General features: G+C 69.6%; 21 protein-coding genes. 13 read left to right on the top strand and 8 right to left on the bottom strand.

Features of this window, described 5'->3' with window-relative positions:
- The first annotated feature begins 37 nt into the window (after positions 1-37).
- Entirely contained in the window at positions 38-2,044 is a 2,007-nt protein-coding gene (locus ABZW60_RS27145) for a DUF1906 domain-containing protein (protein WP_355481390.1), read from the top strand.
- On the opposite strand, the gene ABZW60_RS27140 is transcribed toward ABZW60_RS27145, so the two are convergent.
- The gene (locus tag ABZW60_RS27140) at positions 2,041-2,913 is read right to left on the bottom strand and encodes a LysR family transcriptional regulator (protein WP_355481388.1); all 873 of its coding nucleotides are present in this window, start codon (positions 2,911-2,913) and stop codon (positions 2,041-2,043) included. The genes ABZW60_RS27145 and ABZW60_RS27140 overlap by 4 nt on opposite strands.
- Positions 2,914-2,998: 85 nt before the next feature.
- On the opposite strand from ABZW60_RS27140, the gene ABZW60_RS27135 reads away from it, so the two are divergent.
- From ABZW60_RS27135 to ctaD, 4 genes are all read left to right on the top strand, one after another.
- The gene (locus ABZW60_RS27135) at positions 2,999-3,805 is read left to right on the top strand and encodes an alpha/beta hydrolase (protein ID WP_355481386.1); all 807 of its coding nucleotides are present in this window, start codon (positions 2,999-3,001) and stop codon (positions 3,803-3,805) included.
- Entirely contained in the window at positions 3,802-4,602 is an 801-nt protein-coding gene (locus ABZW60_RS27130; protein ID WP_355481384.1) for an LLM class flavin-dependent oxidoreductase, read from the top strand. Before ABZW60_RS27135 ends, ABZW60_RS27130 begins: the two co-directional genes overlap by 4 nt.
- 59 nt (positions 4,603-4,661) lie before the next feature.
- Positions 4,662-5,183 (top strand): type 1 glutamine amidotransferase domain-containing protein, encoded by a 522-nt coding sequence (locus ABZW60_RS27125; RefSeq protein ID WP_355481382.1) that lies wholly within the window; start codon positions 4,662-4,664, stop codon positions 5,181-5,183.
- Positions 5,184-5,246: 63 nt separating this feature from the next.
- Entirely contained in the window at positions 5,247-7,016 is a 1,770-nt protein-coding gene (gene ctaD, locus ABZW60_RS27120; protein WP_355481380.1) for a cytochrome c oxidase subunit I, read from the top strand.
- On the opposite strand, the gene ABZW60_RS27115 is transcribed toward ctaD, so the two are convergent.
- On the bottom strand, positions 7,017-7,889 hold the full coding sequence (locus ABZW60_RS27115) for a helix-turn-helix transcriptional regulator (RefSeq protein WP_355481378.1): 873 nt from the start codon (positions 7,887-7,889) through the stop codon (positions 7,017-7,019). It abuts the gene before it with no gap.
- Between the two features lie 99 nt (positions 7,890-7,988).
- Positions 7,989-8,468: a helix-turn-helix domain-containing protein gene (locus ABZW60_RS27110; protein ID WP_355481376.1), complete on the bottom strand. Its 480-nt coding sequence runs from the start codon at positions 8,466-8,468 to the stop codon at positions 7,989-7,991.
- A gap of 150 nt (positions 8,469-8,618) precedes the next feature.
- Here ABZW60_RS27110 and ABZW60_RS27105 point away from each other — a divergent pair, with 150 nt between their 5' ends.
- From ABZW60_RS27105 to ABZW60_RS27095, 3 genes are read left to right on the top strand one after another with little or no spacing between them, the layout of a single operon-like run.
- The gene (locus tag ABZW60_RS27105; protein ID WP_355481375.1) at positions 8,619-9,623 is read left to right on the top strand and encodes a helix-turn-helix domain-containing protein; all 1,005 of its coding nucleotides are present in this window, start codon (positions 8,619-8,621) and stop codon (positions 9,621-9,623) included.
- 47 nt (positions 9,624-9,670) lie between these two features.
- On the top strand, positions 9,671-9,859 hold the full coding sequence (locus ABZW60_RS27100; RefSeq protein WP_355481373.1) for a hypothetical protein: 189 nt from the start codon (positions 9,671-9,673) through the stop codon (positions 9,857-9,859).
- A gap of 21 nt (positions 9,860-9,880) precedes the next feature.
- Positions 9,881-10,723: an alpha/beta hydrolase gene (locus tag ABZW60_RS27095; RefSeq protein ID WP_355481371.1), complete on the top strand. Its 843-nt coding sequence runs from the start codon at positions 9,881-9,883 to the stop codon at positions 10,721-10,723.
- A gap of 220 nt (positions 10,724-10,943) precedes the next feature.
- Here the strand turns inward: ABZW60_RS27095 and ABZW60_RS27090 are convergent, their stop codons facing one another.
- Complete coding sequence (locus ABZW60_RS27090; RefSeq protein WP_355481369.1) at positions 10,944-11,618, bottom strand: class I SAM-dependent methyltransferase; 675 nt, start codon at positions 11,616-11,618, stop codon at positions 10,944-10,946.
- Entirely contained in the window at positions 11,611-13,158 is a 1,548-nt protein-coding gene (locus ABZW60_RS27085; protein ID WP_355481367.1) for an ATP-dependent DNA ligase, read from the bottom strand. The genes ABZW60_RS27090 and ABZW60_RS27085 overlap by 8 nt, the downstream gene beginning before the upstream one ends.
- Positions 13,159-13,261: 103 nt before the next feature.
- Here ABZW60_RS27085 and ABZW60_RS27080 point away from each other — a divergent pair, with 103 nt between their 5' ends.
- A complete protein-coding gene (locus tag ABZW60_RS27080; protein WP_355481366.1) occupies positions 13,262-14,176 on the top strand; it encodes a hypothetical protein in 915 nt (304 codons plus the stop codon).
- Between the two features lie 3 nt (positions 14,177-14,179).
- Here the strand turns inward: ABZW60_RS27080 and ABZW60_RS27075 are convergent, their stop codons facing one another.
- Positions 14,180-15,148, bottom strand: coding sequence for a Dyp-type peroxidase (locus ABZW60_RS27075; protein WP_355481364.1), 969 nt, complete (start codon positions 15,146-15,148; stop codon positions 14,180-14,182).
- A gap of 46 nt (positions 15,149-15,194) precedes the next feature.
- Between ABZW60_RS27075 and ABZW60_RS27070 the strand changes: the two genes are divergently transcribed.
- The 4 genes from ABZW60_RS27070 (at position 15,195) to ABZW60_RS27055 (ending at position 18,149) form a co-directional block, all read left to right on the top strand.
- A complete protein-coding gene (locus ABZW60_RS27070; protein ID WP_355481362.1) occupies positions 15,195-16,376 on the top strand; it encodes a CPBP family intramembrane glutamic endopeptidase in 1,182 nt (393 codons plus the stop codon).
- Positions 16,377-16,420: 44 nt separating this feature from the next.
- Positions 16,421-17,146: an HAD-IA family hydrolase gene (locus ABZW60_RS27065; protein ID WP_355481360.1), complete on the top strand. Its 726-nt coding sequence runs from the start codon at positions 16,421-16,423 to the stop codon at positions 17,144-17,146.
- A gap of 92 nt (positions 17,147-17,238) precedes the next feature.
- Positions 17,239-17,382 (top strand): hypothetical protein, encoded by a 144-nt coding sequence (locus tag ABZW60_RS27060; protein WP_355481358.1) that lies wholly within the window; start codon positions 17,239-17,241, stop codon positions 17,380-17,382.
- Entirely contained in the window at positions 17,382-18,149 is a 768-nt protein-coding gene (locus ABZW60_RS27055) for an endonuclease/exonuclease/phosphatase family protein (RefSeq protein ID WP_355481356.1), read from the top strand. The genes ABZW60_RS27060 and ABZW60_RS27055 overlap by 1 nt, the downstream gene beginning before the upstream one ends.
- Before the next feature lie 63 nt (positions 18,150-18,212).
- Here ABZW60_RS27055 and ABZW60_RS27050 read toward each other — a convergent pair whose 3' ends face one another.
- Positions 18,213-19,172, bottom strand: a complete 960-nt coding sequence (locus ABZW60_RS27050; protein ID WP_355481354.1) for a sigma-70 family RNA polymerase sigma factor — start codon at positions 19,170-19,172, stop codon at positions 18,213-18,215.
- 260 nt (positions 19,173-19,432) lie between these two features.
- Positions 19,433-21,529 (bottom strand): S9 family peptidase, encoded by a 2,097-nt coding sequence (locus ABZW60_RS27045; RefSeq protein WP_355481352.1) that lies wholly within the window; start codon positions 21,527-21,529, stop codon positions 19,433-19,435.
- Positions 21,530-21,561 lie beyond the last annotated feature (32 nt).

Raw genomic sequence — 21,561 nt, 5'->3', positions numbered from 1 at the left:
GGCACCGTCTATCGATGAACTGGGGCATATTGTGAGGTTGTTCAGACCTGGGGTGCTGGCACTTGCCCTCGGCCTGGTCGCCGGAGTCGCCGCGGGCGCACCGGCCACCGCTGAAGACACGAAGACCGTCTCCTACCGCGGCTATCAGGTGACCGTGCCGGCCAGTTGGCCGGTCGTCGACCTGGCCGCGACTCCGTCCGCGTGCGTCCGGCTCGACCAGCCGGCCGTATACCTCGGTCACAGCACGGCGCAGGCCGACTGCCCGGCGCACGCCGTCGGCCGCAGCACCGGCCTGATCCTGGAGCCGCTGACCACGGACCAGCCGTCCACCGACGGCCTGCTGCGTCGCGCGGTCGCCGACGCCGGCGTACTGGCGACGGCGTACTACGCGCCGGGCGCCGAGCGGACCGCGAGCGACCTGCTCGCGACCGGCCGGGTGGTGACGAAGACGTCGTCGGCGCGGGTCGTCCAGCAGGCCGCGGTCACGCCGACGATCGTTGCGACGGGCAACTATGCGGGCGAGGGCTTCGACGCCTGCACGGCGCCGTCGCAGGCCACGATGGACGCCTGGCGCCCGAAGTACCAGGGCGTCGGCATCTACATCAGCGGCGGCCTGCGGGCGTGTTCGCAGCCGAACCTGACGTCCGGCTGGGTCGCGACGAACGCGAGCAAGGGCTGGCAGTTCCTGCTCATCGACGTCGGCCTGCAGGCGCCGTGCACGACCTACACCAGCCGGATGTCCTCGGTGGCGTCGACCGCGCTGATCCAGGGCAAGAACGCCGCGATCAACGCGGTCGCCGCCGCCCAGGCGCTCGGGTTCGCCCAGCGGAGCGCGATCTACAGCGACATCGAGGCGTACACGCCGACGGCCGCCTGTGACGCGGCGGTGGTTTCGTACCTGAGCGGCTGGACGCAGGAGCTGAACGCGCGCGGGTACCTCGGCGGCGCGTACGTCGGCGCCTCGTCCGGCGCGAAGGCGCTGGTCGCCGCGTACACCAGCACGGCGTACACGCGTCCCGACAACATCTGGGTCGCGCAGTGGAACCGGACGCCCGGCACGATGTCGATCCCGGCGACGTACTGGAGCAACCACCAGCGCGTTCACCAGTACGACAACGTCACCGAGACCAACGGCGGCGTGACGCTGAACATCGACAAGGACTACCTGAACCTGACGGCTCCGCCGCCGCCGGTGACCAGCTTCACCGTCACGGGTGGGGTCGCGGCCGCCACATTGCGCTGGACGCAGCCTGCCAACGTCACGCTCGGGCAGATCATGGTCCGGGCCGCGTCGGGCTCGACCCCGCCGCAGCTGCCGACCGCGGGTACGCCGATCTACAACGGCACGGCGAGCCTGTTCACGCACACCGGGCTCGCGAACTCGGCCAGCTACGCGTATCGCGTGTGGGTGAAGAACAGCACCGGCAAGATCAGCCCCGGTGTCGATGTCCGGCTGGTCGGGACGAAGGCGACATTCGGCGCGAGTTCGGCCTCGATCATGTACACCGGTGCGGTGACCCTGTCGATGGGCGCCTCGCGGCTGGACGGTGCGGCGAAGATGGCCGGCGTGCCGGTCGTGCTGTACGCGAAGGCCAAGAACGCGACCAAGTGGTCGACGGTCGGGTCGTTCACGACCGACGCCAACGGGGTCGTCTCGACGACGCAGAAGCCGGCTGTGTCGACGTACTACATGTGGGGCTACAACGGTGGCGCCGGCCTGCTCGGGACGCGGAGCGCCACGGCGCTGGTCCAGGTCTACCCGGCGATGTCGGCGTACCTGACGCCCGCGGCGATCACGCTCGGCGGATCGAGTCTGCTGTACGGCTACCTGAACCCGGCCCACGCCGGGACGACGGCGTACCTGCAGCGTCGCTCCGGCACATCGTGGGTGGCCGTGACGACCGGGAAGCTGACGACCAACGGCAAGTACGCGTTCAGCATCAAGCCGACCGCCCGCGGCACCTACACCTACCGCGTGGTGTGGCTCGCCGACGCCGACCACCAGGGCACGCAGACGGCGTCGAAGGTGCTGACGGTCAGCTAACCGGTGAGGTCGGCCGCCGCGCGTCTTGCGAGTTCGATCGCGTGCGCCGCGAGCGGCGAGTGTGTGCGGCCGGCCTGCCACAGCAAGAAGATCTCCCGCGGCGGGAGTTCTGGTGTGAGCTCGTGCAGCGCCAGGCTCTCGTCGTCGCGGAGGACGGCCAGACGCGGCGCGAGTGCGGCGCCGAGACCGGCCCGGACCATCGCGAGCAGCGCCTCGTTGCCCTCGGTGCGGAACACGAACTGCGGCTGGATGCCGCGGGCGTTCAGGAAGCCCTCGACGACGGCCTGGTGGCAGATCGCGGGGTGCGCGACCAGCGGCAGCCCGTCGAGCTTCTCGAGCGGGATCGGGCCGGCCGGGAAGTCGCCGGGGCGGGCCACCAGGACGTACGGGTCGTCCAGCAGCTTGAGATCCTCGATGGCGTCACCGGTCCGGCCGTCGAAGAACATCAGGTCGAGCCCGGTGAGATCGGGGTCGTCGGTCTCCTCCTCGAACAGCCGGATGTCGCAGCCCGGATGCGCGTCCCGCAGCTCGCGGATCATCCGCGGCAGCAGGGTGTTCGAGACGGTCTGGAAGGTGCCGATGTCGATCCGGCTGTCACCGGCCCGGAACCGCTCGATCCCGTCGCGCATGTCGTCCGCGCGACGCAGCAGCTCGCGGCCGTGCCGCAGCACGACCGCGCCGAGCGGCGTGATCCGGACCGGCTTCGGCCCGCCCGGCCGGTCGAACAGCGGACCGCCGGCCGTCTTCTCGAGGACCGCGATCTGCTGGCTCACGCTCGACTGCGTGTACCCGAGCCGGCTCGCGGCCCGCCCGAAGGATCCCTCGTCGGCGACGGCGGCCAGCGTCGCCAGATGACGTAACTCGTACATGCTCGAGACTCTATCGTCACTGGCGATCGCTTTGATAAGAATCAATCGCTTTTCACGATGGTGCAGCGGCTCCTACGGTCGTGTCATGACCACTTACCCCGTCAATGACATCGAGCTCACCGCGGAGACGTACGGCGACCCCGCCGATCCCGCGATCCTGCTGATCCACGGCGCCGGAGCATCCATGCTGTGGTGGGACGACGAGCTGTGCGCCGACCTCGCGAGCCGCGGCCGCTTCGTCATCCGCTACGACCAGCGCGACACCGGCCGCTCGACCTCCTTCCCGGTCGGCGAGCCCGGATACGCGATGAGCGACCTGGCCGCGGACGCCGTCGGTCTGCTCGACGCGCTCGGCGTCGCGCAGGCGCACGTGGTGGCGCAGTCCATGTCGGGCGGTACGGCGCTGATGCTCGGCCTCGACCACCCGTCGCGGGTCGCCTCGCTGACGTTCGTGTCGTCGAGCACCGGCGACGAAGGGCTCCCGCCGCCGTCGGAGGACATGCCGCGGCTGGGGACGCCGGACTTCGCCGATGCGCCCGCCGTGGAGGAGTACGTCGTCCGCGCCATCGAGGCCGAGGCCGCCGGCCACTTCGACGAGGGCAGCGCCCGGGCCCTGGTCCGCGAGGACATGGCCCGCGCCAGGAACTACGAGGCCTCGCTGACGAACCATTACGCGATGACCTTCGACGCCCCGCGCAACGGAGGCTTCGCTGACCTGAAGCTGCCGGTCCTTGTCCTGCACGGTGACGCGGATCCACTGCTGCCGCTCCCGCACGGTGAGGCGATCCGGGACGCGGTGCCGGGCGCCCGCCTGGTCGTCCTGCCCGGCATGGGGCACGGACTGTCGGCGCCGTACTGGAAGACGTTCGTGGACGAGGTGATCGGGCGATGAAGTACGCGATCTGGCTGCCGCTGTTCGACGAGTTGTCCGATCCGTCGCAGATCGCGCGGCTGGCGGCGGCGACCGAGGAGGCCGGCTGGGACGGGTTCTTCCTCTGGGACCAGCTGTGGTGGCGGCCACCGGTGCGGGAGGTGTCCGATCCGTGGATCACGATGAGCGCGATGGCGACCGCCACCGAGCGGCTGCGGATCGGCCCGATGGTCTCGCCGATCGCCCGCCGGCGGCCGACCAAGCTGTTGCGTGAGACAACGACCCTGGACCGGCTCTCGGGCGGCCGGCTGATCCTCGGTGTCGGGCTGGGCAGCGACCGGTTCGCGCAGGAGTACTCCAAGACCGGCGAGGAGGTCGACGACCGGGTCCGCGCCGAGCGGATGGACGAGACGCTCGAGATCCTCACCTCCGGATGGACCGGGGAGCCCGTGCGCCACCACGGCAAGCACTTCGTCGTCGACGACGTGCGGTTCCTCCCGCGCCCCGTCGCCGGCCGGGTGCCGGTGTGGCTCGCAGGCTTCCCCGGCAACGCGAAGCCGGTCCGGCGCGCGGCCCGGTACGACGGCTTCTTCCCGGTCAACCTCACGTCACCGGAGCAGGTGGAGGCGCCGGCCGCCATGCTGCGTGAACTGCGCGGCGATCTCGACAACTTCGACATCGCGGTGGCGCTCGAGCCGGACGTCGACCCGCGACCCTACGCCGACGCGGGCGCGACGTGGTGCCTGATCGACGTCGACCCGGCCACGCTGCGGCTCGCCGACGTACAAGCTCTGATCGCAGCGGGACCGCCGAAATAGCCGACGTGTGTTGCATCGCTCCTCGGGTACCGGGTCCTGATATTCGAGAGGAGTTCACGATGCCGAAGATCGCGTTCCTGGTCGCTGCCGAGGGGATCGAGCGGGTGGAGCTCACCGAGCCCTGGAAAGCCGTGAAGGACGCGGGCCATGAGCCCGTCCTGCTCAGCCCCAAGACCGGTGAGGTGCAGACGTTCAATCATTTGACCGCCGCGGAGACGGCGCCGGTCGATCAGGCTGTGGGCGATGCGTCGGTCGACGACTTCGCCGCGCTCGTGCTGCCCGGCGGAGTGGCGAATCCGGATGCGTTGCGGACCGACGAGACGGCTGTCGGGTTCGTGAAGGACTTCGTGGCCTCGGGCAAGCCCGTGGCGGCGATCTGTCACGCACCCTGGACGCTGGTCGAGGCGGACGTCGTGCGCGGGCGGCGGATGACGTCCTGGCCCAGTCTGCAGACGGATCTGCGCAACGCCGGGGCCGACTGGGTCGACGAAACCGTCGTCACGGACGGCAACCTGATCACCAGCCGCAAGCCCGACGACCTGCCCGCCTTCAGCAAGACGCTACTGAGCGCACTCGGCTGACGGGGTGTTGCTTGTCGAACCATAGGTGTCTAATCGAAGGGATGCTGTAGTTCGGGAGGGCGCATGGCCAGTGTCAGTGGGCATGCCGGGGTCACCGAGCGCACCGGGCCGGCCGCGGTCCAGGCAGGGCGGCGGCCGCTGGGGCAGGTGATCGGCCGGCTGCTGTCGACGACCGACCACAAGGTGATCGGTCAGCTGTACCTGGTCACGTCGTTCGCGTTCTTCCTGATCGGCGGCGTGATGGCGCTGATCATCCGGGCCGAGCTCGCCGAGCCCGGCCTGCAGATCGTGAACGAGGAGGTCTACAACCAGCTCTTCACGATGCACGGCACGATCATGCTGCTGCTGTTCGCGACCCCGCTGTTCGTCGGCTTCGCCAACGTGATCATGCCGGTGCAGATCGGGTCGCCGGATGTGGCGTTCCCGCGGCTGAACATGTTCAGCTACTGGCTGTTCCTGTTCGGCGGGCTGATCACGCTGAGTTCGTTCCTGACCCCGGGCGGGGCCGCCGACTTCGGCTGGACGGCGTACGCGCCGCTGTCGGGCGGCGAGCGGTCGCCGGGTGTCGGGGGAGACCTGTGGGTCATGGGCCTGTGGATGGCCGGCCTCGGCACGATCCTCGGCGGCGTCAACTTCGTCACGACGATCATCACCATGCGAGCGCCCGGGATGACGATGTTCCGGATGCCGATCTTCTGCTGGAACATCCTGGTCACGTCGATCCTGGTGCTGATCGCCTTCCCGATCCTGGCGGCGGCGCTGCTGGTGCTGGAGGCCGATCGCGCCCTCGGTGCGCACGTCTTCGACGCGGCCAATGGCGGGCCGATACTCTGGCAACACCTGTTCTGGTTCTTCGGGCATCCCGAGGTGTACATCATCGCGCTGCCGTTCTTCGGCATCATCACCGAGATCCTGCCGGTGTTCAGCCGCAAGCCGATCTTCGGGTACTACGGTCTGGTCGCGGCCACGCTTGCGATCGGGGCGCTGTCGATCGCGGTGTGGGCACACCACATGTTCGTCACCGGCGCGGTGAACCTGCCGTTCTTCTCGTTCATGACGTTCCTGATCGCCGTCCCGACCGGGGTGAAGTTCTTCAACTGGATCGGCACGATCTGGGGCGGGGCGGTGTCGCTGGACACGCCGATGCTGTGGTCGCTCGGTTTCCTTGTCACGTTCCTCTTCGGTGGGCTGACCGGGATCATCCTGGCCTCGCCGACGCTGGACTACCAGCTGAACGACTCGTACTTCGTGGTCGCGCACTTCCATTACGTGGTGTTCGGGACTGTGGTGTTCGCGATGTTCGCCGGCTTCTACTTCTGGTGGCCCAAGCTGACCGGGCGGATGCTCGACGAGCGATGGGGCAAGCTGCACTTCTGGATGCTGTTCGTGGGCTTCCACACCACCTTCCTGGTGCAGCACTGGCTCGGCGTCGAGGGCATGCCGCGCCGCTACGCGTCGTACGGCGCCAACGAGGGCTTCACCACGCTGAACGACGTGTCCACCGTCGGGGCCTTCATCCTCGGAGCGTCGACGCTGCCGTTCTTCTACAACATCTACAAGTCCCGCCGTTCGCCACGCGTCGAGGTCGACGACCCGTGGGGCTGGGGCCGGTCGCTGGAGTGGGCCACCAGTTGCCCGCCGCCGCGGCACAACTTCGTCAAGCTGCCCCGGATCCGCTCGGAGTCCCCGGCCTTCGACCTCCACCATCCGTCGCTCGCGCTCGCCGAGTACGCGCACAACCCGACGCCTGGGGGCAAGCTGCTGGACGCGGGAGAGGACCAGGGGCGGGTCGAACATCTGAAGGGCGAGACCGAGCGCGAGTCCGAGCAATAGTCAGGCCGGCAAGCGCTTGAGCAGTCGGGTCAATTCCTGCTCGGTCCGCTGCGGCGACGGGCTGGTGGACGCCAACAGGTCCAGGGCTTGGGTGTAGGTCTCGACGTCGTCGCGCTTGTCCAGGTACAGCGCGCTGGTGAGGTGCTCCAGGTAGACGATGTCGGGCAGGTCGCGCTGGGGGAAGCGGAGCAGGCTGAAGGCGCCTCCGGTGGCGGCGTGGCCGGAGCTTTCCAGCGGGATGATCTGGACGGTCACGTTCGGCCGGGTGATGGCCTGGCGCAGGGCGTCGAGCTGGTCGCGCAGGACCTCGGTGCCGCCGATCGGGCGGTGCAGGACTGCCTCCTCGATGACGGCCCAGAGCTTGAGCGGCGGCTCGCGGTCGAGCACCCGTTGCCGTCGTCTGCGCAGCGCGACGACCCGCTCGATCTCGCTGTCGGTGCGCGGTCCGGCGGGGGAGAGTTGCGCGACGGCGCGCGCGTATTCCGCGGTTTGCAGGAGGCCCGGCACGAACTGGATCTCGTAGGTGCGGATGAGCTCCGCGGTGGCTTCGAGCCCGAGATACGCGTCGAACCACTCCGGCGTGACGTCACCGTACCGATGCCACCAGCCCGGGTCGTTCGCCTCGCGGGCGAGCCCGAGCAGCCGCTCCCGCTCCCGCGCGTCCTGCACGCCGTACAGGCTGAGGAGGTCCGCGACGTCGCGCTCCTTGAATCCGACCCGCCCGAGCTCGAGCCGGCTGATCTTCGACTCCGAGGCACGAATCGCCCATCCGGCATCGGTGCGGCTGACCCCGGCCCGCTCACGCAACTCCCGCAGATGACTCCCCAACATCATCCGCAAAGCCGTCGGCCCCACCACACCTCGCCCCGCCATGGCCAGAGTCTACATGATTATCGAACAAATGTTCCCATGCAGTCTCACCTCATCCGGGACCCCACTGTCAGGTGGCAGGACATCGGTGACAGTTCTGCGTCAGGACACTGTGATCAGCCCCGGGCCTGGCTCGATCGCGACGTCACCCGGATCCACGTCGTGGCCGGCGTCGCAGCGGATGCGGACTCCGACGGCTGCGCCGCAGGCGCGGTGGGTCGCACGCAGGGGCGGGCCCGCCTCGTCGGTCTCCCACTTCGACCCCCATTGCAGCAGGGCATGGACAACGGGCTGGAAGTCCATTCCCTTGGTGGTCAATTGGTATTCGTGCCGGGTCCGCTGACCGGGCTCCTGGTAGGGCACCCGCTCCAGCAGTCCGGCGGCGGTCAGTTCCTTGAGCCGGGCCGCGGCCGCGGGCTCACCGATCCCGACTCGGTGGACGAAGTCCTCGAATCGGCGGGTGCCGAAGATCGCCTCCCGCAAGATCAGGATCGCCGAACGAGTGCCGACGACGTCGATCGAGGCCGCGACCGAGCAGTTGGCCATCGACCAGGTCTCCCGGTGGCTGAGCAGATCTGTCATGTCACGAGTGTAGGGCTGACTTGCGTGGGGAATAGTCTGGACCCTAATCTGACTTAGGCAAACAGAAGTCAGCCCGACTGCAGCGGCGTCGCCAGGACGACCGCCTGGGCGAAGGGCCGTGAGCTGGTGCGCGGATCGAAGGTGGGCGGGATGACAGACATTCTTGATACGCGGAGCGTGCCCGTCGCGGATCGGGCCGAGGTGGTGCGGGAGACGATCGGGAGTGCGAAGGTCCGGGTCGAGATCGATTTCCCGGCCGCGGCCGGGCCGGCGGCTGCCTACGGCGCCATCAGCCAGCTCGGACAGCTGACGGTGTGTTCGGTCCGCTCGAACGCGCTCAGTGTGGAGCGGACCCCGGCGCTGGCCCGGGACGAGCTTGCGCCGAGCATCTTCCTCGGTCTTCAACTGGCCGGGTCGAGCCTGGTCGTCCAGGGTGGCCGGGAAGCGGTCCTCGAACCACGCGATCTGGTCATCTACGACTCGACCGCGCCGTACACACTGGTCGATTCCGACGGCATCCGTCAGCACTTCTTCCGGATCCCCATCGCTGCCCTGGGTCTGCCGCACGACGCGATCAGGCAGATCTGCGCCACGACTCTCAGCCCCGGGCATCCGATCGCCGACCTGGTCGCCACCTATCTGTATCGGCTGGCGAGCCGCCCGGACATCTACGGCCATCCGGCGGCCGACGCGGTGAGCAAACCGACTGTCGACCTGGTCCGCGCGCTCATCACCACCCACCTGGATGCCACCGCGCAGGGGAAGGAACCGCTGCACGCGACCTTGCGGTTGCGGATCCTCGAGTACGTCCGCGCCCGTCTGGGCGACCCCGGGCTGCATCCCGGCCAGATCGCGGCCGAGCACCACATCTCGGTCCGGCACCTCTACAACGTCCTCGCCGCGGGCGGGATCTCGCTCGGTGACTGGATCCGCAGTCAGCGGCTGGAGGGATCCCGCGAGGACCTCGCCCGGCCGGGGATGCGATCGTTGACGATAGCAACGATCGCCCGGCGTTGGGGATTCACCGATCCGTCCAGCTTCGGCCGCGTCTTCCGTGCGGCGTACGGGCTCTCGCCGCGCGAGTGGCGAACCCTGGCGGACCGGGATGTGGTAGGCGCCACGGGCCACTCGACCCTGATCGCGCCGACGGAGTAGTCGTCTCGGTAGATCATCCGTGCACAGGTATCTGCACGGTGTGCAGGATGACCCGCACAGCGGCGCGGGCGGCTGCGGCGGACCCTAGCGTCGACTTCGACACCACCGACGGTGTCCTCGACGCGCGGACCGGACGCCACCTTCTGGACGTACGCCGAGCCGTTCACGCGGCGCTGCTCAAGCTTGTCTCCGAGCCCGGCGCCGACCCCCGCCCGGCGAGGCTGCTGAGCGGATGACGACCCTGCGAAGGAAATGCCATGCGTACCCCGAAGAAGTCACTGCCCGTCGCCATCGCGGCTCTCACCGCCGGCGTGCTCGCGCTGGGCGTGGGCAGTGCCGGCGCCAGCAGCGCGCAAACCACGCAGAGCGACGCGTCGCCCAAACCGACGATCGTGCTGGTGCACGGCGCGTGGGCCGACGGCTCGAGCTGGTCCGCCGTCACGGCAAAGCTGCAGAGCGCCGGATACACCGTCGATGTCGAGGCAAACCCGTTGCGCGGTCTCGCGACCGACGCGCTGTACCTGCGTGATCTGCTGGCCACGATCCCTGGCCCGGTCGTGCTCGTCGGGCACTCCTACGGCGGCATGGTGACCACCAGCGCTGCCACTGGCAACCCCAACGTCAAGGCCCTCGTCTACGTGGATGCCTTCATTCCGGACCAAGGCGACAGCCTGGGCGCGCTCGCCGCCGCACAGCCCGGCTCCGAACTGGACCCGAGCAGCTCTATCACCACGGTGCCGATCCACGACGCCGGCGGGAACGTCGTCAACGCCGACGTCTACATCAAGCCGGGTCAGTTCGCGGGCCTCTTCGCGCGTGGCATCCCTGCCAGGCAGGCCGCCGGCCTGGCCGCCACCCAGCGACCGCTGACCGCCAGCACGCTCACTGAGACCCTCGGCGGTGTTCCGGCGTGGAAGACCATCCCGTCCTGGGACGTCATCGGTACGGCGGACAAGGTACTGCCGCCGGCGGAGCAGCAGATCATGGCGAACCGCGCCGGCGCGCACATCACCAAGGTCGACGCGCCGCACCTGTCGATGATCTCCGACCCGGACGTGGTGACCGACGTGATCGCCGACGCCGCCCGCGCCACCAGCTGACCGACCAGCCGCCCCACGGATCGACGACCGCTGTCGCGTCCATCGCCAACGCGATCGACAACAGCCCCGACGGCCTGCTGGACCTCGCCGACGACCGACGAGGCCCCCAGCAGGTCCTCGTCATATCCGCCGGCGACAAGACCACCGTCGCCGACCTGCCGCGCGAGCCTCGTCCAGTTCCACCCTCACCAGCCCGCAGTCGGCGAGCACTGCCATGAGGTCAGTCGCGCAGGTACTCCGCTCGCCAGCGGAGGACGGTGGGGTCGGTGGGGCTGGGGGACTGGCTGAGCTGGATCAGGTGCAGGTCGGGGGTGGTGAAGGACTGGATGGTGGCGCGGGTGAGGGGCCAGGGTGGGCCTTCGATCGCGTCGTCCGGCTGGTCGTCGGGGCGGGCGGCGGCGATCACCAGGAGGGTGCCGCCGGGGGCGACGAAGTCCGTGACCTGCTTGATCGCCTCCGCCTGGAGAGTGATCGGCAGGGCCTGCACGGTGTAGATCTCCACGACGAGGTCGAAGGCATGATGCCAGCCCGCCGGCGGCGCAAGGAGATCGGCGACGCGGTAGTGCGCCTTGGAGTCCGGGTGGTTGCGGTGGGCGGTCTCGATCGCGCTGGGGGAGATGTCGAACGCGGTCGTGTCGAACCCGCGGTCCACGATCAGCTCGGCGTCCCAGCCCGTGCCCGCGCCGACGACGAGCGCCGTCTTGCCGGCACCGTCCGGCGCGGACTCCTCGATCCACTCGTGCAGCAGTTGATGCGCCGTCCCGCGGTCCCACGGGACGACCGCGGACCCCTCGGCGGCCGCGGCGTACAGGTTCTCGAACCAGCCCGTCGGATCGTCGCGGTCGAGCGACTCGCGCGCGATCCGCCGTGACACGACATCGGGATCCTCACTCATCGCCCGCACCCTCCCCAGTCCCCAGGTGAATGTCCCGCACCGTCTGGACGGTATCAACCTCGGCCGGCGACTTGTCCTCGCGATACCGCAGCACCCGGGCGAACCGCAGCGCCATCCCGGCCGGATACCGCGGCGAGGTCTGCACACCGTCGAACGCGATCTCCACGACGACCTCCGGCCGGAGGTAGACCGCCCAGTCGTCCTGCCGGACGGCGAGCTCCTGGAACCGCTCCGTCTGCCACCGCAGCAGCTCGTCCGTCAGCCCCTTGAACGTCTTCCCGAGCATCACGAACTCGCCGGTCTCCTCGTCCCGCGCGCCGAGATGCAGGTTCGACAACCAGCCCGTCCGCCGCCCATGACCCCACTCCGCCGCGAGCACGAGCAGGTCGAGCGTATGGGTCTGCTTCACCTTGACCCACCCGGACCCGCGCCGGCCCGCCTCGTACGGCGCGGTCAGCGACTTCACCACGACGCCCTCGTGTCCGCGGCGCACCGCGTCCGCGAAGAACGCCTGCCCGGCCTCGGCGTCCTCGGTCACCAGCCGGGGGATCCGACGCTCCTCGGGCACGAGCTTGGCCAGCCACTGTTGCCGCGCCGCCCCGTCGAGCCCGAGCAGATCCTGCCCGTCCTGATGCAGGATGTCGAAGAAGTACGGCGTCAGCGGCACCGACTCCGGCCCCGTCGCGGCGCGCGTCGCCGTCCGCGACCCGGTCACCTGGAACGGCTCGGGCCGTCCGTCGGGCCGCAACGCGATCAGCTCGCCGTCGAGGACGACCTGCTGCGCGTCGAGCGCGAGCACGGCGCTCACGACCTCGGGCACCCGGGTGGTGATGTCGTCGAGCGTGCGCGTGTAGACGACGACCTGGTCGCCGTCGCGGTGTGCCTGGATCCGGATCCCGTCCAGCTTCCACTCGAGTGCGGCCGGCGTCCCGGTCTTCTCGAGCGCCTCGGCGACACTCGTCGCGGACTGCGCGAGCATCGGCTGCACGCCGCGCCCGACCTCGAGCCCGAACTGCGCGAGCCCCGCCTCGCCCTCGGTCAGCACGGCGACGGCGACCGGAGCGGCCGCCCCGCGTAACATCGTGGCGGCCCGGATCTCGGCCAGCGGGATGCCGGTCGCGCGGGCGACCGCGTCCGCCATCACACCGTCGAGCGCCCCCTGCCGCAGCTCACCGCCGACGAGCAGCCGCAGGAACCGCTGCTCGTCCTCCGTCGCCCGCCCGAACAGCGCGTCGACCGCCGCCCGGCGCCGGGCCTGCACGCCGGTGCCCGACATCTCGGCGAGCTCGGCGAAGGCCGCGTCGACCTCCTCGACTGTCAAGGACGGCGCGGCGACCGGCTCCGGCGCGTCCATCAGCGTCCGCCAGCCCACCCCGGTCCGCCGCTGCCGCAGCTCGCCGGACAGGTACGTCACCACGATCTCGATCTCGGCCGGCTCGGTCGCCTTCGACAGCACGTCGGCGATGAACTCGGCCTTCTTCAGCCGGGACCGGGTCCCGGCCAGCGCGGCCGACGTCCGGACCACCTCGGTGAGCAACATGGTCCCAGTCTGTCTCACCCCACCGACAATCCCGGGCTGCGCAACTTTCGCGGAGCGGTGCGCATCGTTGTCTGGGAGAACGGTTGTCGAAGGGGGAGCAGAGATGCGACGGACGATCGCGCTGGCGGCGGGCCTGGCCCTCGCTGTTCCGGTGCTGACAAGCGCGCCCCAGGCGTCGGCGGCGCCCGCGGCCGGTCCTTGTTACGTGCAGGCCGGTGCTCTGACGGCGAGCAGCGACACCATGGACCGCTACGTGGTGGCCACGTCACCGGCCACTGTTGAGCCGGTCACTGTCATGGCCAAGCAGGCCTTCGGCGGCCGGAGCGTCTCGCTCAGCAGCCAATGGGTGTGGGACGACGACTTCGGCGACGAGATGTCGCTCAGCGGCCACATCGTCAGCGGCGGCGTGATGTATCAGGCCGACCAATGGGTCCAGAAGGGCACCGGCGGCAAGGTCACGAGCAGCAGCCTGACCCGGATCGGCGGTGGCTGGGACGTCTTCCGGACTCTGACGCAGTCCTGGTCGCTCGACGACCCGAGCTGGCGCGTGTACGCCCTGCGCAACGACGGCACACTCTTCCGCTGGCACGTGAACCCGACGAACGACGGCGCCGAGCACTGGGAGGCCGCCGGTTCGTACGCCGGGTTCTCCGCCGTCAAGGCCGTCACACTGCTCAGCCGGACGTCGACGTACGACACCCTGCTGGCGACGACGCGGGGCGGCGCGCTCTACACCATCCACATTCCGCTCAGCATGCCGCTGAAGCCCGTCGTGAAGGCGGTGCGGTCCAGCACCTGGCAAGGGTTCGAGACGCTGATGGCGAGCCGCTGTGGTCAGTACGGCACCCTGCTGCTCGGCATCGACAAGGACTCCGGCTCCGGATACCTGTACGCCGTTGGGCACGCCAACGGCACCGCGACGGTGATCAACAGCCTCGGCAAGGCGCCGGCGACCTTCGGTGACCCGGTCGACTTCAGCTGGGGCAGCGTCGTCGACCCGCCGCTGTTCGGCGAATAGCGGTCAGGGCGCCGGCGGCAGGTCGTCGAGGAAGTCTGCGGGCGGTGTGAAGAACAGGCTGCCGGTGACCGCGGTCGAGAAGTCGAGCAGCCGGTCGTGGTTGCCCTCGGGCACCCCGATGAACATCCGCCGCAGCATCAGCTCGGTCACCGCCGGCGTCTTCGCGTAGCCGATGAAGTAGGTGCCGAACTCCCGCGTGCCGACGGTGCCGAACGGCATGTTGTCGCGCAGGATCTGCAGCTCGTTGCCGTCCTCGTCCTCGACCACGTTCAGCACGATGTGCGCGTTGCCGGGCTTCTTGGCGTCGTCGAGCTCGATGTCGTCGAGCTTCGTCCGGCCGACGGCGAGCTCCTGCTGCTCGACGGTCAGCCCGTTCCACGCCTTCAGGTCGTGCAGGTACTTCTGCACGATCACGTAGCTGCCGCCGCGGAAGTCCGGGTCCTCGTCGCCGACCAGCACGGCGTCGCGGGCCTCGTCACCGGTCGGGTTCTCGGTGCCGTCGACGAACCCGAGCAGGTCGCGCATCTCGAAGTACTTGAAGCCGTGCACCTCGTCGACGACCGTCGCGGCGCCGTCCAGGACGTTCATGATCTGGCCGGCGAGCTCGAAGCACTGGTCCTGGTGGGCGGCCCGGATGTGGAACAGCAGGTCGCCGGGGGTGGACGGCGCGTGGTGGGTGGCGCCCTTGAGCTCGACGAACGGGTGCAGTTCAGCCGGGCGCGGTCCGCTGAACAGCCGGTCCCAGACGTCGGAGCCGATGCTGGTGACACAGGACAGATTGCCGGCCGGCACCCGGAACCCGACCGAGCGGACCAGGCCGCTCAGCCGCTCCAGCAGGTCGCGCGTGCGCTCCTCGCCGCCCGGCTCGACCTGCACGACCAGGAAGATCGCGGAGCCGCTCAACGGCATCAGCACGGACTGCGGCAGCGCGCTCGTCGCCCGGTCCGTGTCCGGCATCGGTTCAGTAACCACCGTGTTCTCCCTCCGTCCAGTTGGCCCGACCTTCTAGAGTCCAGTCATGGACCCGCAGCAGCCCGGGCCGTCTCCGCAACCGGGCCCATACTCCCAGCCGGGGCAGCCTCCACCGCCGCCGCCCCACCCCGGCCCGTACCCGCCGCCGGGTCCGTACGGTCAGCCGGCCCAGTACCCGCCGGGCCAATACCCGCAGCAGCACGCTCAGCAGTACCCGCCGCCGTACCCGCAGCCGTACGGCGCCTACCCGCCGTACGCCTACCGCGAGCCGCGCATCGTCCCGGCCCCCGCGGGTACGCCGTACCACCGGCTGGCCCGGACGCCGAAGCACGCCTGGTGGCGGCCGATCGTCGGGACAGTGCTGCTGGTCGCGCTCGGCTTCTTCGTGACGTCGCTGCTCGTGGTCGTCTGGGCGATCGCGCACCGGCTCCTGGCCGGCCCGTTCCCGACGCCGAGCGGCACGGACATCTTCCCGAGCGACACCGAGAACCTCGCCGTCACGCTGGTGATGCTCGCCGTCCTGACGCCGCTGGTCGGCCTGGCCGCGTGGCTGGTGCAACGCCGGCCGTTCTGGAGCGTCGCCTCGGTGCTGAACCGGATCCGCTGGCGCTGGCTGCTGTGGTGCTGCCTGCTGGCCGTCGGGTACATCGCGCTGTCTTTCGCGATGGGCTATCTGGTCGACGCGGTCTTCCCGCCCGAGGACGCGATCGGGACCAGCGGCGACGACTGGATCGGCTGGGGCGCGTTCGTCGTACCGGCGCTGGTGATCGTGCTGCTGGTGCCGTTCCAGTCGGCCGCGGAGGAGTTCGTGTTCCGCGGCTGGCTGATCCAGGCGGTCGGCGCGTACGGCCCGGACGACCCGAACGGCCGCGCGCGGTGGCTGCGGACGGTCTTCCGCTCGCCGTGGCCCGGGATCGTGCTCGGCGGCGCCGCCTTCGTGTCGGCCCACGGGTACAGCGGATGGGCGATGGCGAACATCTTCCTGTTCGCGGTGACGGTCGGCTGGCTGACCGTCCGGACCGGGGGACTGGAGGCCGCGATCGCGCTGCACGCGCTGAACAACCTGATCGCCTTCCTGTTGCCCGCGGCAACTGGTCGTGGCGACCAGTGGGACGTGCAGGGCGGCGCTCCGTGGACGTTGTTCGTCGCGGACATCCCGTGCCTGGTCTTCTACGCGATCGCCGTCGCGTGGCTGGCGCGCCGGCAGGAGATCGCGCGGCTGAGCTGAAAAGCAGGCGAGAACTGTCGGCGGGCTCTGGCAGGCTTTGCCGGGTGACGAACGCGAAGATCGAAGCCGTCCTGTTCGACTGGGGCGGCACGCTGGCGACCTGGCACGACATTTCTCTGTACGAGACGTGGCGCGCGGTGACCACCCTGCTCCACCCCGGCACCGCCGCGGGCGCCGACGAGCTGGCGGCCCGGCTGGTGGCGGCCGAGGGCTCCGTCTGGCGGCGCTCCCGTGACGAGCACCGCAGCAGCACGCTCGAGGAGGTGTGCGCGCTCGCCGAGGTCGTGATGACACCGGCGGCCCTCGCGGAGTATGAGCGTCAGTGGGACCCGCACACCGAGCTGGAGCCGGACGCCGTCGACACCCTGCACGCCTTGCGCAGCCGCGGCCTGAAGGTCGGCGTCCTGTCGAACACGCTCTGGCCGCGCCGGCGGCACGAGGAGGTCTTCGCGCGCGACGGCGTGCTCGACCTGCTCGACGGCGCCGTCTACACCAGCGAGATCGAGCACACCAAGCCGCACCCGGAGGCGTTCCTGGCCGCGATGCGGGCGGTCGGGGTGTCGGACCCGTCCCGGTGCCTGTTCGTCGGTGACCGCCTGTTCGACGACGTCTGGGGCGCGCAGAACGTCGGCATGCGCGCGGCGCACCTGCCGCACAGCGCGATCCCGACCGAGCAGATCGGGCACACGGAGGGGACGCCGGACGCGACCGTCCAGCGCCTGTCCGAGCTGCCGCCGCTGATCGACTCCTGGAACGAAGCGGCAGCCTGACGTCACGTGCGCGACGCGCTACGGCTAGCGACGATTCACCGGATCTGGTTAACGTCCAACCTCCTTGCAATCCGCCCTTGGAGGTTTTTGACATGTTCACGCTGTTCAAGCCCGGGCGCCGTCGGCTCGCCGCGCTCGTCGCGGCGGCCGTTGCCGGCCTGACGCTCGCCAGCGGGGTGTCGCAGGCCGCCCGGCCACGGACCGGTCCGCCGTCGCGAGCGGCCCGTTGCACGTGATGTCGTACAACCTGCGGTATGCCAGTGACACCCCGCCGAACACCTGGGCGGACCGGCGTCCGGTGATGCGCGAGCAACTGCGGCAAGCACGTCCGCAGCTGCTCGGCACGCAGGAGGGTCTGTACTCCCAGCTGCAGGACATCGCCGCGGACCTGGGTCCGTCGTACGGCTCGATCGGCCTGGGGCGGGAGGGCGGCAGCAAGGGGGAGTTCATGATGATCTTCTTCGACCAGCGCCGCCTGCAGCCGCTCGAGTACGACCACTTCTGGCTGTCGGACACCCCGGACGTGATCGGCTCGAAGACCTGGGCCGGCTGCTGCCCGCGGATGGTCACCTGGGTCCGCTTCAAGGACAAGGCGACGTCGACGGAGTTCTACGCGGTCAACACGCATCTCGAGGCGTACGACGCGACCACGCGCGCCAAGTCCGCGGACCTGATCCTGCAGCGGATCGCCGCGTTCAACCCCGCCCTGCCCGTGATCATGACCGCGGACTACAACGAGGCTGCCAAGCCGGGGCTGACCGTGTACGACAAGCTCGTCACCAGCGGGAAGTTCGCGGACAGCTGGGTGGCGGCCGAGCGCCGCAGCGCCCTGTACGCGACGTTCCACGGGTACAAGCCGCTGACGCCGAACGGGGACCGGATCGACTGGATCCTCACGACGCCCGGCCTACGCGTCGCGAAGGCGAGCATCAACACGTTCAGCAAGGACGGGCAGTTCCCGAGTGACCACCTCCCGGTGGAGTCCTGGATCCACCTGGGCTGAGAACCGGAAGGACCCCCGGGCCAGATCGTGGCCCGGGGGTCCCGAGGGGTTTCGGTCGGTGTGTTACGCGGCGAGCGTCGGGTCGGCCAGCAGGCGCAGGCGGCCCAGCGCCTCACGCTCGATCTGGCGCACCCGCTCCGCCGAGATGCCGTGCACGGCGCCGATGTCGGCCAGCTTGGCCTGGCGGCCGTCGTGCAGGCCGTAACGGCGCCGGATCACGTCCGCGGACCGCGGGTCGAGCTGGTCGACCAGGCTGAACAGCCCCGAGCGGTCGGACGCGTCGGCGACCAACTGGTCCGGACCCGGCGCGGTCTCGGCCGCGATCAGGTCGCCCAGCGAGGTCTCACCCTCGTCGTCGACCGGGCTGTTCAGGCTGATGTGGTCCCGGCCGATGCGGATCAGTTCGGTGACCCGCTCCACGTCCAGGTTCAGCTCGGCGGCGATCTCGTCGATCTCCGGCTCCCGCCCGAGCTTGCGCTCCAGCGTGCGCCGTGCGGACCCGATCTGGTTCAGCTGCTCCACCACGTGCACCGGCAGCCGGACCACCCGGGCCTGCTGCGCGATACCGCGGGTGATGGCCTGCCGCACCCACCAGGTCGCGTACGTCGAGAACTTGAAACCCTTCCGGTAGTCGAACTTCTCCACCGCCCGGATCAGCCCCGTGTTGCCCTCCTGGACCAGGTCCAGCAGCGGCATCTGGGACCGTCCGTACCGGCGGGCGATCGACACCACGAGCCGGAGGTTCGCCGTCACGAACCGCTGCTGCGCGCGCCGGCCCTCCTCGGCCAGCCACTCCAGCTCTTCTTCCGTCGCATATTTGGGCGCTCCGCCCTTCTTCCGTCCAACCCGCCCCTCGGCCAGCAGTTGCTCCGCGAGGAGTCCTGCCTCGACCGTCTCAGCGAGCTCGACCTCTTCCTCAGCCGTCAGCAGGGGTGTGCGGGCGATCTCTTCGAGGTAGAGACCGACACTGTCCTTGCCGTCGATACCGTCGTCCGTGCTCCGGACACGAGTCGTGCGAGCCACCGAAACTCCCTTCGTCGTTACATGGAGAGCAACGCTCGAGTAGGGTTCAAGATTCCGGTACCAGTGTGTAAACACCCTGAAGGTTCCCTGAGAGTTCCCGGCAGCCCTTTCCACCGTGGAAACCGGTGTCCCGGGGCGTTGACGGCCTATTCAGCGCAACACTCCGGGACACAACCTGAGAATCGGTACAGAAATCCGTCGTTCCGGTGCCCCGGATGTGTTGCACAACACACGTCCGGGGCAGGAAATTCCTCGCTGTTTCAGCTGCGGCCGAGGGTGTCCAGCTCCCAGGCGAGCGAGAACGCGACCTCGCGCCAGGCGTCGTACCGCCCGCTGCGGCCGCCGTGGCCCGCCTCCATCTCGGTCTTCAGCAGCACGTCGGGGTCGCCGGCCGCGGTCGCCCGGAGTTTCGCCACCCACTTCGCCGGCTCGACGAAGAACACCCGGGTGTCGTTCAGGCTGGTGATCGCGAGGATGCGCGGATAGTGCTGCGCGGTGACGTTCTCGTACGGCGAGTAGGACTTCATGTACTCGTAGACAGCGGCGTCCTCGAGCGGATTACCCCATTCCTCCCATTCGATCACGGTGAGCGGCAGCGACGGGTCCAGAATCGTGGTCAGCGCGTCCACGAACGGCACTTCGGCGACGATTCCGCCGAAGGCCCGCGGGGCCAGGTTCGCGACCGCGCCCATCAGCAGCCCGCCGGCGCTGCCGCCCTGGGCGACGATCCGCTCCGGCTTGGTCCAGCCGGCCTCGACCAGGTGCTCGGCGGCCGCGACGAAGTCGGTGAACGTGTTCCGCTTGGTGAGCATCTTGCCGTCGTCGTACCAGTGCCGGCCGAGCTCGCCGCCGCCGCGGATGTGCGCGATCGCGAAGACCACGCCGCGGTCGAGCAGTGACAGCCGCGGGATCGAGAACCACGGGTCCATCGAGCTCTCGTACGAGCCGTAGCCGTAGAGCACCACCGGGGCGTTGCCGTCCTTGGCGACGTCCTTGCGCGCGACCATCGAGATCGGAACCTTGGTCCCGTCCGGAGCGGTCGCCCACTCGCGGTACTGCGTGTAATCGCTCAGGTCGACGCCACCGAGCACCGGCTGCTGCTTCAGCAGTCGCCGCTCGCCGGTCGCGATGTCCACGTCGTACGTCGACCCCGGGGTGACCAGGGACGTGTAGCCGAAGCGGTACCGGGCCTCGTGCCACTCGTCGTTGCGGCCCGGCGAGACCGTGTGGATCGGCTCGTCGAACTCCAGGACCTCGGGAGCGCCGAAACCGTCACCGGCCCGCCGCATGATCGCGAGCTCGGTCAGCGCGTTCCGGCGCCGGTACAGGATGACGTGGTCGGCGAAAGCGTCGGTGCCGAGCAACCGGCTGGTCTCGTCGCCCTCGATCAGCGTCGTCCAGTCGCCCGGGGCGTCCAGCGGCGCGGAGGCGAGCGAGAAGTTGGCGGCGTCGGCGTTGTGCGTGATCAGCAGCCGGTCGCCGGCGTGCTCCACGTCGTACTCGACGCCCTCACGGCGCGGCGCGACGACGACGGGCTCGCCGGCCGGGTCCTGCGCGTCCAGCAGCCAGACCTCGCTGGTGAGCTTGCTGCCGAGCGCGATCATGATCGCCTGCTCGTTGCGGGTCAGGTCGACGCCGACCCAGAACCGCTCGTCGGTCTCTTCCATCACCAGGACGTCCGCAGCGTCGGTGGCAGCCGAGCCGAGGGCGTGCCGCCAGACCTGGTACGGGCGCCAGGCGTCGTCGACCTTGGTGTAGAAGATCGTCGAGCCGTCCGCGGACCACGCCGAGCCGTAGTGCACCTCGGGCAGCTCGTCGGGCAGCAGCTCGCCGGTGTCCAGGTCCTTGATCCGCAGCGTGAACCGCTCGTCGCCCTTGAGGTCGACCGAGTACGCCAGCAGGCGGCCGTCGGGGGAGACGTCGACGGTGCCGAGCGAGAAGAACTCCGAGTCGCCGGCCACCTCGTTGCCGTCGAGCATGATCTGCTCGCCGGCGATCTCGCCGTCGGTGGCGGGCGGCTGGTCGCCGTCGACCTTGACCCGGCAGTGCAGCGAGTACTGCTTCCCCTCGATCGTGCGGGAGTAGTACCAGTACCCGCCGCGCCGGGCCGGCACGCTCAGGTCGGTCTGCAGCGTCCGCTCCGAGATCTCCTTGAAGATTGCCTCGCGCAACGATTCCAGGTGCGCCGTGCGGGCCTCGGTGTAGGCGTTCTCGGCCCGCAGGTAGGCCAGCACCTCGTCGTCGGTCTTGTCCCGCAACCACTCGTAGTCGTCGACGAACGTGTCGCCGTGATGCGTCCGCTCGACCGGCTTCTTCGCCGCGATCGGAGGAGTGGGGGAAGAGTTCACATCGGACATGCGGCGAGACTACCTGCAGCTCGACAGGATGT

It is taken from the genome of Kribbella sp. NPDC003557 (genome assembly GCF_040610805.1).
Lineage (GTDB): Bacteria > Actinomycetota > Actinomycetes > Propionibacteriales > Kribbellaceae > Kribbella.
The sequence above is the reverse complement of the archived record's forward strand: the minus strand, read 5'-3'. Positions and strand labels throughout refer to the sequence as shown.

Excerpts from the sequence above, each read along its gene's own strand:
- ABZW60_RS27080 (WP_355481366.1), top strand. The coding sequence starts at position 13,262 with ATGCGACGGACGATCGCGCTGGCGGCGGGCCTGGCCCTCGCTGTTCCG.
- ABZW60_RS27060 (WP_355481358.1), top strand. The coding sequence starts at position 17,239 with ATGTTCACGCTGTTCAAGCCCGGGCGCCGTCGGCTCGCCGCGCTCGTC.
- ABZW60_RS27130 (WP_355481384.1), top strand. The coding sequence starts at position 3,802 with ATGAAGTACGCGATCTGGCTGCCGCTGTTCGACGAGTTGTCCGATCCG.
- ABZW60_RS27110 (WP_355481376.1), bottom strand. The coding sequence starts at position 8,468 with ATGACAGATCTGCTCAGCCACCGGGAGACCTGGTCGATGGCCAACTGC.
- ABZW60_RS27100 (WP_355481373.1), top strand. The coding sequence starts at position 9,671 with ATGACCCGCACAGCGGCGCGGGCGGCTGCGGCGGACCCTAGCGTCGAC.
- ABZW60_RS27085 (WP_355481367.1), bottom strand. The coding sequence starts at position 13,158 with ATGTTGCTCACCGAGGTGGTCCGGACGTCGGCCGCGCTGGCCGGGACC.
- ABZW60_RS27125 (WP_355481382.1), top strand. The coding sequence starts at position 4,662 with ATGCCGAAGATCGCGTTCCTGGTCGCTGCCGAGGGGATCGAGCGGGTG.
- ABZW60_RS27045 (WP_355481352.1), bottom strand. The coding sequence starts at position 21,529 with ATGTCCGATGTGAACTCTTCCCCCACTCCTCCGATCGCGGCGAAGAAG.
- ABZW60_RS27105 (WP_355481375.1), top strand. The coding sequence starts at position 8,619 with ATGACAGACATTCTTGATACGCGGAGCGTGCCCGTCGCGGATCGGGCC.
- ABZW60_RS27090 (WP_355481369.1), bottom strand. The coding sequence starts at position 11,618 with ATGAGTGAGGATCCCGATGTCGTGTCACGGCGGATCGCGCGCGAGTCG.
- ABZW60_RS27070 (WP_355481362.1), top strand. The coding sequence starts at position 15,195 with ATGGACCCGCAGCAGCCCGGGCCGTCTCCGCAACCGGGCCCATACTCC.
- ctaD (WP_355481380.1), top strand. The coding sequence starts at position 5,247 with ATGGCCAGTGTCAGTGGGCATGCCGGGGTCACCGAGCGCACCGGGCCG.
- ABZW60_RS27055 (WP_355481356.1), top strand. The coding sequence starts at position 17,382 with ATGTCGTACAACCTGCGGTATGCCAGTGACACCCCGCCGAACACCTGG.
- ABZW60_RS27115 (WP_355481378.1), bottom strand. The coding sequence starts at position 7,889 with ATGGCGGGGCGAGGTGTGGTGGGGCCGACGGCTTTGCGGATGATGTTG.
- ABZW60_RS27135 (WP_355481386.1), top strand. The coding sequence starts at position 2,999 with ATGACCACTTACCCCGTCAATGACATCGAGCTCACCGCGGAGACGTAC.
- ABZW60_RS27140 (WP_355481388.1), bottom strand. The coding sequence starts at position 2,913 with ATGTACGAGTTACGTCATCTGGCGACGCTGGCCGCCGTCGCCGACGAG.
- ABZW60_RS27095 (WP_355481371.1), top strand. The coding sequence starts at position 9,881 with ATGCGTACCCCGAAGAAGTCACTGCCCGTCGCCATCGCGGCTCTCACC.